This is a genomic window from Caulobacter sp. GW821-FHT11E11 (assembly GCF_058808315.1).
This window is the reverse complement of the sequence record NZ_JBXARO010000006.1, coordinates 131489-145291: the sequence shown is the minus strand read 5'-3', so window position 1 is coordinate 145291 and position 13803 is coordinate 131489. Positions and strand designations below refer to the sequence as shown.

10 protein-coding genes are annotated in these 13803 nt (G+C 67.3%); 6 read left to right on the top strand and 4 right to left on the bottom strand.

What is annotated here, in order from left to right; all coding sequences use genetic code 11:
- Positions 1-149: 149 nt before the first annotated feature.
- The 3 genes from AC1RR5_RS16230 to AC1RR5_RS16220 all read right to left on the bottom strand — a co-directional run bounded on the left by AC1RR5_RS16230 (position 150) and on the right by AC1RR5_RS16220 (position 3688).
- Complete coding sequence (locus AC1RR5_RS16230; protein WP_492922906.1) at positions 150-2312, bottom strand: amylo-alpha-1,6-glucosidase; 2163 nt, start codon at positions 2310-2312, stop codon at positions 150-152.
- Between the two features lie 20 nt (positions 2313-2332).
- The gene (locus AC1RR5_RS16225) at positions 2333-3406 is read right to left on the bottom strand and encodes a glycosyltransferase family 4 protein (protein WP_492922904.1); all 1074 of its coding nucleotides are present in this window, start codon (positions 3404-3406) and stop codon (positions 2333-2335) included.
- 105 nt (positions 3407-3511) lie between these two features.
- A complete protein-coding gene (locus AC1RR5_RS16220; RefSeq protein ID WP_492922902.1) occupies positions 3512-3688 on the bottom strand; it encodes a hypothetical protein in 177 nt (58 codons plus the stop codon).
- A gap of 295 nt (positions 3689-3983) precedes the next feature.
- On the opposite strand from AC1RR5_RS16220, the gene AC1RR5_RS16215 reads away from it, so the two are divergent.
- The 4 genes from AC1RR5_RS16215 to AC1RR5_RS16200 all read left to right on the top strand — a co-directional run bounded on the left by AC1RR5_RS16215 (position 3984) and on the right by AC1RR5_RS16200 (position 9782).
- Positions 3984-4556 (top strand): protein-L-isoaspartate O-methyltransferase family protein, encoded by a 573-nt coding sequence (locus AC1RR5_RS16215; protein WP_492922900.1) that lies wholly within the window; start codon positions 3984-3986, stop codon positions 4554-4556.
- Between the two features lie 126 nt (positions 4557-4682).
- Positions 4683-6170, top strand: a complete 1488-nt coding sequence (locus tag AC1RR5_RS16210; protein ID WP_492923387.1) for a TolC family outer membrane protein — start codon at positions 4683-4685, stop codon at positions 6168-6170.
- 130 nt (positions 6171-6300) lie between these two features.
- Entirely contained in the window at positions 6301-6828 is a 528-nt protein-coding gene (gene popZ, locus AC1RR5_RS16205; protein ID WP_492922898.1) for a pole-organizing protein PopZ, read from the top strand.
- A gap of 125 nt (positions 6829-6953) precedes the next feature.
- Positions 6954-9782: a valine--tRNA ligase gene (locus AC1RR5_RS16200; protein ID WP_492922896.1), complete on the top strand. Its 2829-nt coding sequence runs from the start codon at positions 6954-6956 to the stop codon at positions 9780-9782.
- Here AC1RR5_RS16200 and AC1RR5_RS16195 read toward each other — a convergent pair.
- Positions 9779-10432, bottom strand: coding sequence for an HAD-IA family hydrolase (locus tag AC1RR5_RS16195; protein ID WP_492922894.1), 654 nt, complete (start codon positions 10430-10432; stop codon positions 9779-9781). The genes AC1RR5_RS16200 and AC1RR5_RS16195 overlap by 4 nt on opposite strands.
- An 89-nt stretch (positions 10433-10521) precedes the next feature.
- Here AC1RR5_RS16195 and AC1RR5_RS16190 point away from each other — a divergent pair, with 89 nt between their 5' ends.
- Complete coding sequence (locus tag AC1RR5_RS16190; protein ID WP_492922892.1) at positions 10522-11922, top strand: serine hydrolase; 1401 nt, start codon at positions 10522-10524, stop codon at positions 11920-11922.
- A 127-nt stretch (positions 11923-12049) separates the two neighbouring features.
- Positions 12050-13801 (top strand): class I adenylate-forming enzyme family protein, encoded by a 1752-nt coding sequence (locus AC1RR5_RS16185; protein WP_492922890.1) that lies wholly within the window; start codon positions 12050-12052, stop codon positions 13799-13801.
- Positions 13802-13803 lie beyond the last annotated feature (2 nt).

Here is a 13803-nt window from a genome sequence, read left to right as displayed (position 1 = left end):
CGCGGAGCCACTCTCTCATAAGACTTGCGACCAGCAATTTTGGTCACCACAAGTCTCTGAAGACTCCAGAACCTTTCCAAAGCTTCCGCAGATTTAGGCCCATGACGACGCGCGACCGCATTCGGCCGCGCGTGTCTTTGCTGGTCTTGTCAGTCCCAGGATGGCTTGGCGCGGATGATCAGCGGCACGTCGCCCTCGGAGCGCACGGAGACGCGGGCGCCCTGGCGCTCGAAGATCAGGTCCACGGACGCCGCGCCCACGCGCAGGCGCTCGATGCGCAGATGGTCGATGCCGATCGGCAGGCGCGGATCGACCAGGGAGATCTCCTCGCGATTGGCGTCGATCGTGATCCCCAAGCACGCCTGCAGCATCATGAACACCGAACCGGCCGCCCAGGCCTGCGGCAGGCAGGCGACCGGATAGGCCACCGGCGGTTCGCCGGGCGAGCGCGGGAAGCCGCAGAACAGCTCGGGCAGGCGCATGCCCATGCGGCTGGCGGTCTCGAACAGATCCGCCGTCAGGTCGACCACGCCGTCGCGCTCGCCGTATCGCGACAGACCCATCACGCACAGGGCGGTGTCGTGGGGCCACACCGAGCCATTGTGGTAGCTGATCGGGTTGAACCGCGCCTCGCCCGTGGCCAGGGTGCGTACGCCCCAGCCGGAGTTGAAGTTCGCCGACAGCAGCTGATCGGTGACCTTGCGGGCGCGTTCGGGCGAGGGCAGGCCACAGAACAACAGGTGCCCCGGATTGGACGCCAGCGTTCGGCACAGGTCGCCCTTGCCGTCCACCGCGATGCCGTAGAAGCCGCGATCCTCCATCCAGAACAGGTCTTCCACCTTCTGGCGAAGAGTCTCGGCCTTCTGCTGCCAGGTCGCGGCCAGCTCGGCCTCACCCCGGCGCTCGGCCAAGCGGGCCATGCCGCGATAGGCGGCGAAGGCGTAGCCCTGCACCTCGACCAGGGCGATCGGGCCGGAGGGGTAGCGGCCGTCAGTGTGGAAGACGCTGTCCTCGCTGTCCTTCCAGCCCTGGTTGGAGAGGCCGCTGTCCTGGCCACGGGCGTAGTCGATCAGGCCGTCGCCATCGCTGTCGCCGTCGTTCTCGATCCAGTGCATGGCCCGGATCAGGGCGGGCCATAGCTCGTCGATCAGCTTGTCGTCGCCGGTGCGCTGCTGGTAGGCGCCGGCCAGGGCTACGAACAGCGGCGTGGTGTCGACGCCGCCGTAGTAGCGGCCGAACGGCACCTCGCCCATGGCCGGCATCTCGCCCTTGCGGGTCTCGTGCATGATCTTGCCGGGGGCGCTGTCGCGGAAGGTCGAGCGCTCCTGGGCCTGGTGGGCGGCCAGGTAACGCAGCACGCCCTTGGCCAGCGACGGCTCGAACCACAGGATCTGCCAGGCGGTGATGATCGCGTCGCGCCCGAAGGCGGTCGAGAACCACGGGATGCCGGCATAGGGGTAGGGGCCGGTCTCCATCTTGGTGGTCAGCAGGGCCAGGTCCGAGCGCGACTTGCCCAGCCACTCGTTGAACAGGCGGCCGGAACTGCTCAGGCGCGCGCCATGCCGGCGGCGCGAGCGCATGTCCCAGCGGGCCCGGGCGGCGGCGTCACGGAATCGCTCGCGGCTGGGCGTGTGGCCGTCGACGATGCCGATCTCGATATAGAGCTCGGTCTCGCCCTCGGCATGCAGCGAGAACATGAACTCGGCCTTGTGCGCACTCAGGCGATAAGGCGCGTCCGAGAAGGTGATGAACGAGGCGCGCTCGACGCCGTCCAGGCCGAGATAGCTGTAGGCCACGCGGCGTCCGTCGACATGGGGCGGGCCCTTGACGCCGCGCTTGGCGCGATGGCTGCCGCGCACCTCGAACATGTCGCGGAAGTCGGCGTCGAATTCGATCGCCATCGGCAGCAGCACGGTGTCACGGCTGTAGTTGACGCAGCGGATGCGCTCGAACAGGCGCTCGCCCCACAGGAAGCGCTTGCGCTCGATGTGCAGGACGCCCGGCGGTCCCATCCGCTCGCCCGGATAGGGCAGGGCCTGGTTGGTGCTGTTGCAGGTGAAGAAGACATTGTCGTGCGCCACCGCCGCCGACAGCAGCGACGGTGAGCGCCCGCCCAGGGTCAGGCGATAGAACGACAGGATGCGGGTGTCGTTGTGGAAGAGACCGTCGCCCTGACCCGCGATGTCGCCGAACTCGTCGGCGACGATGAAGGTGTCCTTGTCCTTCAGGGCGAAGAGATTCTGCGGCGCGCGGACCTCCGCCGTCACGCCGTAGTCGACCGGTGCGTCCAACGCCGGTGCGAGATTCTCCAAAGGCCCCTCCTAGGTCGGCTTTACGCAGTGGCGGCCAAGTCGACGAGGGATGGATAGACGGCGGCGCCGCCGCACAGCTTTTCGTAAAGCGTGACGTAGCGCCGAGCCATCGCCTCGGACGAGAACCTTGTGTCGAAACGCCGACGTACGAGGTTCCGATCCAGGGTCGACGCACGAATGATCGCGTCGGCCGCCTGGTCGTCGTTGTCGACGATGAAGCCGGTCACGCCGTCGTCGATCACTTCCGGCACCGAGCCGCAGCGATAGGCGACGACGGGCGTGCCGCAGGCCATGGCCTCGATCATCACCAGGCCGAAGGGCTCGGGCCAGTCGATCGGGAACAGCAGGGCGTCCGCGCCGCCCAGGAAGGCCGACTTCTGGTGGTCGCCGATCTCGCCGATGAATTCGATCAGCGGATCGCCGTTGATCATCGGCTCGATCTTGTCCTCGAAATAGGCGCGGTCGGCGCTGTCGACCTTGGCGGCGATCTTCAGCTTCTTGCCCAGGCGCTTGGCCAGCATGATCGCGCGGTCGGGACGCTTCTCGGGCGATATGCGGCCCAGGAACGCCAGGTAGCCCTCGCTCTTTTCCGAGAACTTGTAGAGGTCGGCGTTCATGCCGTGGTGGACCGTGCCCGCCCAGTTGGCGAAGGGCAGGGGGCGGCGCTGGTCGTCGCTGATCGAGACCAGCGGGAACTGCGGGTAGCGCTTGTAGACGCCGGGCAGGTCCTTCAGGTCCAGGCGACCGTGCAGGGTGGTCAGGGTGCGCTCGGCCCGATCGGCGAAGAACGGGAACTGCACCATGTCGGTGTGGAAGTGGACGACGTCGAACTGGTCGGCCAGGGCGCGGACCTCGGCGATCTGAGCCAGGTGCGCGGCGAGGTCGGACTTGAGGGGCGCGGGGTCAAGCCGGATGGCCTGGTCGCGGACGGCGATGAGCTTGGCCTTGGTCTGGGCTTCGGCGCTGGCGAACAGCGTGACCTCATGGCCAAGGTCGACCAGAGCGTCCGTCAGGTGGGCGACGACGCGTTCTGTGCCGCCATACAGGCGCGGTGGGACGGCCTCGTAGAGAGGAGTGACCTGAGCGATCTTCATGGACGGACCTTGGGGACGGGAGGAACTGGAACGCGGCACTGGTCCGCTTCTGTTCAGTTCCGACGCCCCCGAATGGTTCCGTCTCTGGCCTTTATGCGGCCCCAATTATTGCTGGGTGCGGCGTTCCAGCTGTTCCTGGCGCTCGCGCTCCTGCCGCTCGTTGCGCTGGCGACGGCGGTAACGGCCATAGGCCTTACGGGCCACGCCATCGAGGCGGGGCAGGAAATAGATCAGCACTAAGGCGCAGATCGCGGCCGCGATCACGACTGGCGCACTCAACATGGCAATTCCCCATGAAGCCTACTGTTTCGGCTTCCTCCCCCACCGACGGACGCGCCGACGATAGCTGCTTATTTACCATAGACCGGCCGTGATCAATCGATGTTCTGTGACATCGACTGTCACTACTTCTAATGACCGTCATTTGATCTTTTCGAGCATGTCTCGGTAAGTCGATGACGCTTTTAAGGCCGTCACAGGGCGATGGACGGGCAAACGCGGCCTCCGATCGCATTGCGTTTCGGCCGGGCGCGGACCTATAAGCCTGCTCGAAAGTCCAAGTCCTTCGAGGGATTCCATGAGCACCGACTTCACCGCCGCGCGGCTGAACATGGTCGAGAGCCAAATTCGCACCGCCGACGTCACCGACCTGCCGCTGCAGGACGCGTTGCGCGTGGTGGCGCGCGAGTCGGTCGTGCCGGCTTCGAAGGCCTATCTGGCCTATGCCGACGCCGACATCGAATATGCGCCGGGCCGCTGGCTGCTGCGCCCGCGCGAAGTGGGCAAGCTGCTGCAGGTGCTCAAGCCCCGCGAAGGCGAGAAGGCCCTGGCCATCGCCGCGCCCTATGCGGCCGCCGTGCTGGAAAAGATGGGCCTGGCGGTCACCCGCCTGGAAGGCGACGACCTGAAGGCCGTTCCCGCCGGTTCCTATGACGTGATCATCTGCGAAGGCGCCGTCGCCGTTGCGCCCAAGGCCTGGCAGGACGCCCTGGCCGCCGGCGGTCGTCTGGGCGTGATCGAGCGCACCGGCCCGGTGGGCCGCGCGGCCATCTATCTGCGCGCCGAGGACGGCGTGGGTCATCGCCAGGCGTTCGACGCCTCGCCGCCGATCCTGGCGGGCTTCGAGGCCGAGGCCGGGTTCAGCTTCTAAAACGCCGACGGCTCATAGGCTTGCCGCAACGTCCGCGTGAAAAAAGCTTAACTGGCGGCGTCTGGCGGTCCGACTTACACGCGATCATATTGTGGCAGGCGCGAGCTTCGCGTGATTGGGGATAGAATCTTGATGTCGAACCGTCGACGGGCCGGATTGCTGGCCGCCGCTTGCAGCGCCGGCCTGGTGGCTGGGGCGTTTTCCGCGGCTCATGCCGAATCCCTGGCCGACGCCGCAGCCCTGGCCTATCAGACCAATCCGACCCTGCAGCAGCAGCGCGCCGTCCAGCGCGCCACCGACGAAGGCGTGGTCCGGGCCCGGACCGGCTTCCGCCCGACGGTGAACGCCACGGCCGGCCTGACCAACTCGCGCACCGACCTGGCGCATCCGGCCACCACGGTGGTCGGCGGCGTGCTGGTCACGGCCTCGGACGTCAACAAGGTCGGCACCAGCAACGCCCAGATCCAGCTGTCCCAGCCGCTCTATACGGGCGGCCAGGCCAGCGCCAACCTCTCGGCCGCCGAGGCCGACGTCATGGCCGGCCGCGAAGACCTGCGCCGCGTCGAGCAGAGCGTGCTGGCCAACGTCGTCACCGCCTATGTCGACGTGCGCCGTAACCAGGAAACCCTTCGGATCGCCAACGAGAACGTCGCGGTGCTGTCGCGCCAGCTCGACGAATCGAACGCCCGCTTCGAGGTCGGCGAGATCACCCGCACCGACGTCGCCCAATCCCAAGCGCGACTGGCCGCCGCCAAGGCCAGCCAGTCGTCGGCCCAGGGCAACCTGGCCATCGCCCGCGCCACCTACGCCCAGATCGTCGGCCAGAACCCGACCGACCTGTCGCCCGAGCCGTCGCTGGTCAGCGTGCTGCCGGCCTCGGTCGAGCAGGCTTTCGACGCCGCCGAGGGCAGCAACCCGGCCGTGCTGGCCGCGCGCTATGCCGAGCAGGCCGCGACGGCCCGCGTGGCCCTGGCCAAGTCCGCCTATCTGCCGACCGTCTCGGCCGGCGCCAGCCTGGGCTATGACGCCTCGGAAGTGAACGGCAACGGCAAGCAGTTCGGCGAGTACGACCGCGCCATCGCCGGTTCGGTGACCGCCCGCGTGCCGCTGTTCACCGGCGGCCTGAACGCCTCGAACGTCCGCGCCGCCCGTGAGCGCGAGAACGCCGCCCGGGTCGCCGTCGAAGGCGCCAAGCGCACCGTGATCCAGCAGGTTTCGGCCGCCTGGAGCACCTTGCTGGCCACGCGCGCCAACCTGGGCTCGAACGAAGAGCAGGTGCGGGCGAGCCGCATCGCCTTCGAAGGCGTGCGCCAGGAGCAGCAGGTCGGTCTGCGCACCACCCTGGACGTGCTGAACGCCCAGCTGGAACTGTCGAACGCCGAACTGGCCCTGGTGGCCGCCCGTCGCGACGAATATGTGGCCAGCGCCGTGCTGCTGCAGGCCATGGGCCAACTGGACGTGACCAAGCTGGCCGCCGGCTCCACCGTCTACGATCCCAAGGCTTCCTATGACCGCGTGACCCACAGCGCGGGCTGGGTGCCGTGGGAGCCGGTGGTCCAGGCGATCGATAAGGTCGGTGCGCCCTCGACCAAGTCGCAGGCTGCCTCTAAGTAGGTTTAGCGCCCGCGTCGATTCCGCCCAGGCGCGGACTTACGCTTGCTTAACACGCGTAAGTCTGCACCATCGCGGCGAAGCGCGTCCTAGAGCGCGCAAGGATTCGTACCTCTTTACGACGGCGTCGCACATGTCCGATCAGAGCTCTCAAGAACCGACGATGGAGGAGATCCTCGCCTCCATTCGACGCATCATCTCGGAGGATGACGCGCCGGCGGAGCCTGCGGCCGAGGCGGCCCCGCCTCCGCCGCCGGAACCCGAGCCCGAACCCGAGGACGATATCCTCGAGCTGACCGATCCCATCGCGCCGGAGCCTGAGCCCGAGCCGCTGGAGACCGTCGGCGACATCGACGTCTATTCGCCGGAACCCGAGCCGGAGCCGGTCTACACGCCGCCCCCGGCCCCGACGCCGGTCTTCGATCGCGACGAAGTGGCCGAGACCCTGGTCGGCGCCACCGCCTCGTCGGCCGCCGCCTCGGCGTTCGGCAGCCTGAGCTCGGCCCTGCTGATGCCCAAGGACGCCCGGACGCTGGAAGACGTCGTACGCGAGCTGCTGCGCCCGCTGCTCAAGGAGTGGCTGGACCAGAACCTGCCGCGCATCGTCGAGACCAAGGTCGAGGAAGAAGTGCAACGGATCGCCCGCGGTCGCGGCGTTTAAGCTCTTCCAGCACCTGGAAAATCGAGGCGGTCGCTGCGGCGGCCGCCTTTTTTCGTTTCCAACCGTCAGAAAACCCAGGGCCGCCGGTTTCCCGGCCGGGCCGCAGATGGCATATCCGCTCCGCCATGCTCGAAAAAACCTTCGATCCCAAATCCGTCGAACCCCGCCTGTACGCCGCCTGGGAGGCCTCCGGGGCCTTCAAGCCCAGCGAGGATCCGAACGCCGAGCCGTTCGTCATCGTGATCCCGCCGCCGAACGTCACGGGTTCGCTACATATCGGCCACGCGCTGAACAACACCCTGCAGGACGTGCTGACGCGCTTCCACCGCATGCGTGGCAAGGCCGCCCTGTGGCTGCCGGGCACCGACCACGCGGGCATCGCCACCCAGATGGTGGTCGAGCGCCAGCTGGCCGCCGCCGGCAATATCGGCCGTCGCGACATGGGCCGCGAAGCCTTCGTCGACAAGGTCTGGGAATGGAAGGCCGAGAGCGGCGGGACCATCACCAACCAGCTGCGCCGCCTGGGCGCGTCGTGCGACTGGTCGCGCGAGCGCTTCACCCTGGACGAAGGCCTGTCGGCTGCCGTCCGCAAGGTGTTCGTCCAGCTCTACAAGCAGAACCTGCTCTATCGCGACAAGCGCCTGGTCAACTGGGACCCGCAGTTCCAGACCGCCATCTCCGACCTCGAGGTTGAGCAGAAGGAAGTCGACGGCGCCTATTGGCACTTCGCCTATCCGCTGGCCGACGGCGTCACCTACCAGCACCCGATCGCCTTCGACGACGACGGCAAGGCTGTCGAGTTCGAGACCCGCGACTACATTGTTGTCGCGACGACGCGACCCGAGACCATGCTGGGCGACACCGGCGTCGCGGTTCACCCCGACGACGAACGCTACAAGGGCCTGGTCGGCAAGTTCGTGACCCTGCCGATCGTCGGCCGTCGCATCCCGATCGTCGCCGACGACTACGCCGACCCGACCAAGGGCTCGGGCGCGGTGAAGATCACGCCGGCGCACGACTTCAACGACTTCGGTGTCGGCAAGCGCGCCGGCCTGGAAGCGATCAACATCCTGACGCCGGAAGCCAAGCTGAACGACAGCGTGCCGGCCGAATATGTCGGCAAGGACCGCTTCGTCGCGCGCAAGGAGATTGTCGCCCGCGCCGAGGAGGAAGGCTGGCTGAAGGAGATCGAGAAGACCAAGCACATGGTCCCGCACGGCGACCGTTCGGGCGTGGTCATCGAGCCCTTCCTGACCGACCAGTGGTACGTCGACGCCAAGACCCTGGCCCAGCCGGCCCTGAAGGCCGTCGAGACCGGCGAGACGGTGTTCGAACCCAAGCACTGGGAAAAGACCTACTTCGAATGGCTGCGCAACATCGAGCCGTGGTGTGTCTCGCGCCAGCTCTGGTGGGGTCACCGCATCCCGGCGTGGTTCGGTCCGCAACATCCGTACGGTTCGCAGGACGACTCGACGATCCCACAAATCTTCGTCGCCGAAACTGAAGAGGAAGCGCTTGTCGAAGCACGTGCGCTATACGTTGGTATCGATGTTCGCGTCGCTCAGAGTGACGAGGACTATCGTGCTTGGAAGGCTTCGTATGTCTACGGATCTGACAAGCCGATCCTAATCAAGCGTGATGAAGACGTCCTGGACACCTGGTTCAGCTCGGCCCTGTGGCCGTTCTCGACGCTGGGCTGGCCCGAGAAGACACCAGACGTGGCGCGCTTCTACCCGACCAGCACCCTGGTCACCGGCTTCGACATCATCTTCTTCTGGGTCGCCCGGATGATGATGATGGGCATCCACTTCATGGGTGAGGCCCCGTTCAAGCAGGTGTTCATCAACGCCCTCGTCCGTGACGAGAAGGGCGCCAAGATGAGCAAGTCCAAGGGCAACGTGATGGATCCGCTGATCCTGATCGACGAGCTGGGCTGCGACGCGGTGCGCTTCACCATGACGGCGATGTCGGGCCAGGCGCGCGACATCAAGCTCAGCAAGCAGCGCATCGAGGGCTATCGCAACTTCGGCACCAAGCTGTGGAACGCCTCGCGCTTCGCCCAGATGAACGAGTGCGTCCGCGTCGAGGGCTTCGACCCCGCGACCGTGCAGCAGCCGATCAACAAGTGGATCCGCGGCGAGACGGTCAAGACCGTCGCCGAGGTCACCAAGGCCCTGGAAGGCCCGGCGTTCGACGAGGCCGCCGGCGCCCTGTACCGCTTCGTGTGGAACGTGTTCTGCGACTGGTACCTGGAGCTGGCCAAGCCGATCCTGAACGGCGATGACGCGGCGGCCAAGGCTGAGACCCGCGCCACCGCCGCCTGGGCGCTGGACGTGATCCTGAAGCTGCTGCACCCGGTGATGCCGTTCATCACCGAGGAGCTGTGGGAGAAGACCGCCGAGTTCGGCCCGGCCCGCGACAGCATGCTGATCTCGGCCCAGTGGCCCGATCTGCCGGAAAGCTGGATCGACGCCGAGGCCGAGGCCGAGATCGGCTGGCTGGTCGGCACGGTCGGCGAGATCCGCTCGATCCGCGCCGAGATGAACGTGCCGCCGTCGGCCAAGCCGGCGCTGACCGTCGTCGGCGCGGGCGCGGAGACCAAGGCTCGCCTGGCTCGCCACCGCGACCTGCTGCTGACCCTGGCTCGCCTGGACAGCGCGCGTGAAGCCGATGCGGCCCCGGCTGGTTCGGTTCCGATCGTGATGGGCGAAGCCACCGGCGCGCTCGGCATCGCCGACTTCATCGACCTGACCGCCGAGAAGGCCCGCCTGACCAAGGAAATCGCCGGCCACGTCGGCGAGATCGAAAAGGTCGGCAAGAAGCTCGGCAACCCGGACTTCCTGGCCCGCGCCAAGGAAGAGGTCATCGAGGAGAACCGCGAGCGCCTCGCCGACGCCGAAGCCGCCAAGGCCAAGCTCGAGGCGGCGCTGAGCCGGCTGGAGTCGGTGGGCTAGAAGCTCAACGCGCCTTCGGGCGTGATCCTGAGCGAACCATAGCTGGAGACGCCCGGATGCGGCGTCTCCAGCGGATGGCTGTGGGTGGCGGTGATCACCACCACCTTGGCGCCGGCGGCCTCGGCCGCCGCGATGCCCGCCGGGGCGTCCTCGAACACCAGGCAATCCTCGATCCTGTGGCCCAGGCGCTCCGCCGCCAGCAGGAAGCAGTCCGGCGCCGGCTTGCCGCGCTCGACGTCGTCGGCCGTGACCAGCACGGCGGGGATGGGCAGGCCGGCGGCCGCCAGCCGCACCTTGGCCAGTTCGCGCGGCGCCGAGGTGACGACGGCCCAGCGATCGGCGGGCAGGGCGGCCAGGAAGGCGGCGGCGCCTTCGATAGCGTCGATCCCGCCGGTGTCGGCGATCTCGCCCTCCATCAGCGCCAGGACCTCGGCGTCCTCGTCGACGTCGGGGATGTTGAAGCTGCGCACCGTCTCGATCGCCCGGCGACCATGGATGATCTTCAGCACCGCCTCGACGTCCAGCCTATGCCGCTGCGCCCAGGCGCCCCAGACCCGCTCGCTGGCGACGATCGAGGTCAGGACCGTGCCGTCCATGTCGAACAGGAAGGCGGCGAACTGACTATCGGGGAACAGCAGGGCTTCGGACAAGGCTACGCTCCGGTTCACATGACCAAGGATTAACTGGGCCGGGACAGGCCAGGCTGCTCTCTTGCCGCCCTCGACGAGGGAGTGCGGCAATGAGAACTCTAGGGCTGGGACTGCTTATACTGAGCTTGGCCGGAGCCGCCCAGGCCGCGCCGGATCCGGTCGAGCGCGCCGACACGATCGTTCGCCGCGCGATGGCCGAGCAGCACATCCCCGGCCTGCAGATCGCCGTCGTCAAGGACGGCAAGATCGTGATGTCCCGCGCCTATGGCGTCGCCGACCTGGCCAAGCAGACGCCGGTGACGCCAGGGACCGTCTTCCCGATCAACTCGATCACCAAGGCCTTCACCGGCGTGGCCGCCATGCGCGAGGTCGAGGTCGGGCGGCTGGACCTGACCAAGCCGATCGGGAGCTATGTCGCTGATCTGCCTGAGGCCTGGCGCGCTATCGAGGTTCGGCGACTGCTCAGCCACAATTCCGGCCTGCCGGACTTCAAGGACGAGGACGGCAACGGCAATATTGCCTGGTCGACCACGCTGGCCAAGCCGATCCGATTTCAGCCCGGGCAGCGCTTCGAGTACAACCAGACCAACTACGCCCTGGTTCAGATGGCGATCAACGGCCTGCGCGGGCGCCCGCGCGATACGACCCTGGCCGCCGAGCAGTTCACCCTGGCGGGCATGGCCCACAGCGGCTTTGGCGACACCCGCGACCAGGATCCCAATAAGGTGACCTCGTACGGCTATCGTCAGGGCACACCCGACCAGCCGACCGTGCGGACCGAGATCTTTTCACCGCTGCACCGCGCCGCGGCGGGCATGAACAGCACCGCCGGCGACATGGCCAAGTGGCTGATCGCCCTGCAGGACGGCAAGCTGCTCAAGCCCGCCACCCGCGCGGCCATGTGGACCCCGGTCGCCTTCAACGATGGCAAGAAGGGCCAGTGGGGCATGGGCTGGCTGGTGATGGACCGCCCGGACCGTCGAGTGGTCGGCATGACGGGCGGCAGTCGCTCGGCCATGTACCTCTACCCCGACGACAAGGTCGGCGTCGTCATTCTCACCAACCTGGCTAGTTCGACGCCGGAGGACCTGGTCGACGAGATCGCCCAGGGCTTCATCCCCGGCATGACCCTGACGGGCGTCGCCGCGTTGCGTGTGGCGCTGACCGGGCAGGAGAGGGCCGACCCGGCCGCCACGGTGGCGACCTTCCGCGCCGCCAACCCAGGCTTCGCCGCCGACGAGCACGAACTGAACGACTGGGGCTATCGCCTGATGGCCTTCGGCAAGCCGCGTTCGGCACTGGCGGTGCTGAAGCTGACGGCCGAGCTCTATCCGACTAGCGGCAACGCCTTCGACAGCCTGGGCGAGGCCCATGCCGCCAATGGCGACACGGCCGCGGCGATCACCGCCTATGAGCGATCGCTGGCCCTGGATCCGGCCAACAAGAACGCCATCCAGTGGCTGGAGCGGCTGAAAAAACAGCCCGGCTAGGGTTGTAACTTATCAATGTTCTCCTAGCGTCAAACGGGCGTTTGCATCCCGCTTCCGGCTGTGCTCTCTGGTCATCGAACGCGCTCGATCAAACAGGGCGCGACACCGATACCGAGGGAGTTTTCTTATGACCCAGGCCGCCTCCAAGCCCGCGCCGTGGCCCGCGATGTCCGTCCAGCAGGCCTATGCGCTGATCACCGCGCCCGGCACGCCCGGCGAGATGGAAGAGGTCGAGATCCGGGGCGTGAAGACTCGGACCTGGAAGAACGCTCCCCCCACCTTGCGCGACACCGTCGCCTTCGGCCGCTCGCACGGCGAAAAGATCTTCCTGGTGCACGAGGACGAGCGGGTCAGCTTCGAGGCCTTCTATCGCGCCGTGACCCACATGGCCGCCGAGCTGGAGGCCGCCGGCGTCCAGAAGGGCGACCGCGTCGCCATCGTCATGCGCAACCTGCCCGAATGGCCGGTGGCCTTCTATGGCGCGCTGTCGATCGGCGCGATCGTCACGCCGCTGAACGCCTGGTGGACCGGCGCGGAGCTGGAATACGGCCTGATCGATTCCGGGGCCAAGGTCGCCATCGTCGACGTCGAGCGCTTCGAGCGCCTGGCCGAGCACTTCGACCACTGTCCGGCGCTGGAACGCGTCTATGTCAGCCGCTCGAAGGAAGAGATCGCCCACCCGTATGTGCGGCGCCTGGAGAAGGCGATCGGCTGCCCCAACGACTGGGCCAAGCTGGACGAAAAGCCGCTGCCGACCGTGGCGCTCGGCCCGGACGACGACGCGACGATCTTCTACACGTCGGGCACCACGGGTAAGCCCAAGGGCGCCATCGGCACCCATCGCAACGTCAACAGCAACATCTTCGCCGCCGCCGCCGCCGGGGCCCGCAGCTTCCTGCGCCGCGGCGAGGCGCCGCCCGAGGCCGATCCCAACGGCCCCCAGCGCGGCTCGCTGATCTCGGTGCCGTTCTTCCACGCCACAGGCTGCTTCGCGGTGCTGAACCCCTCGCTGTTCGGCGGCGCCAAGATCGCCATGATCCGCAAGTGGGATCCGGACAAGGCGATGCAGCTGATCCAGGACGAGCGCCTGACCCAGATGGGCGGCGTGCCGACCATCGCCTGGCAGATCATCGAGCATCCCAACCGCGAGAAGTACGATCTCTCCTCGATCGAGGCCGTGGCCTATGGCGGCGCGCCGTCGGCGCCCGAGCTGGTGCGCAAGATCAAGGAAATCTGGCCCAAGGCCTCGCCCGGCAACGGCTGGGGCATGACCGAGACCTCGGCGACGGCGACCAGCAACTCGGCCGAGGACTATGAGAACCGTCCCGACAGCTGCGGCCCCGCCGTGCCGGTTACGGACCTGAAGATCATGACCGTTGAGGCTCCATACCGCGAACTGCCGATCGGCGACGTCGGCGAGCTGTGGTGCAAGGGTCCGCAGGTCGTGCGCGGCTATTGGAACAAGCCCGAGGCCTCGGCTGAGACCTTCGTCGACGGCTGGGTGCGCACGGGCGACTTGGCCCGCCTGGACGCCGAGGGCTTCTGTTTCATCATCGACCGCGCCAAGGACATGCTGATCCGCGGCGGCGAGAACATCTACTGCATCGAGGTCGAGAACTGCCTCTACGACCACCCGGCGGTGATGGACGCGGCCCTGGTCGGGATCCCGCACAAGACGCTGGGCGAAGAGCCGGCGGCCGTCGTCACCCTCAAGCCCGGCGCCGAAGCCACAGAGGCCGAACTGCGCGCCTTCGTCGCCGACCGCCTGGCCGCCTTCAAGGTGCCGGTGAAGGTGGTGTTCTGGCCCGAGACCTTGCCGCGCAACGCCAATGGCAAGATCATGAAGAACGAACTCAAGAAGGTGTTCGTCGAGGGGTAGGG

Coding starts and splice junctions, on each gene's coding strand:
- AC1RR5_RS16225 (WP_492922904.1), bottom strand. CDS start 3,406: ATGAAGATCGCTCAGGTCACTCCTCTCTACGAGGCCGTCCCACCGCGC.
- AC1RR5_RS16220 (WP_492922902.1), bottom strand. CDS start 3,688: ATGTTGAGTGCGCCAGTCGTGATCGCGGCCGCGATCTGCGCCTTAGTG.
- AC1RR5_RS16215 (WP_492922900.1), top strand. CDS start 3,984: ATGAGCACCGACTTCACCGCCGCGCGGCTGAACATGGTCGAGAGCCAA.
- popZ (WP_492922898.1), top strand. CDS start 6,301: ATGTCCGATCAGAGCTCTCAAGAACCGACGATGGAGGAGATCCTCGCC.
- AC1RR5_RS16200 (WP_492922896.1), top strand. CDS start 6,954: ATGCTCGAAAAAACCTTCGATCCCAAATCCGTCGAACCCCGCCTGTAC.
- AC1RR5_RS16190 (WP_492922892.1), top strand. CDS start 10,522: ATGAGAACTCTAGGGCTGGGACTGCTTATACTGAGCTTGGCCGGAGCC.
- AC1RR5_RS16185 (WP_492922890.1), top strand. CDS start 12,050: ATGACCCAGGCCGCCTCCAAGCCCGCGCCGTGGCCCGCGATGTCCGTC.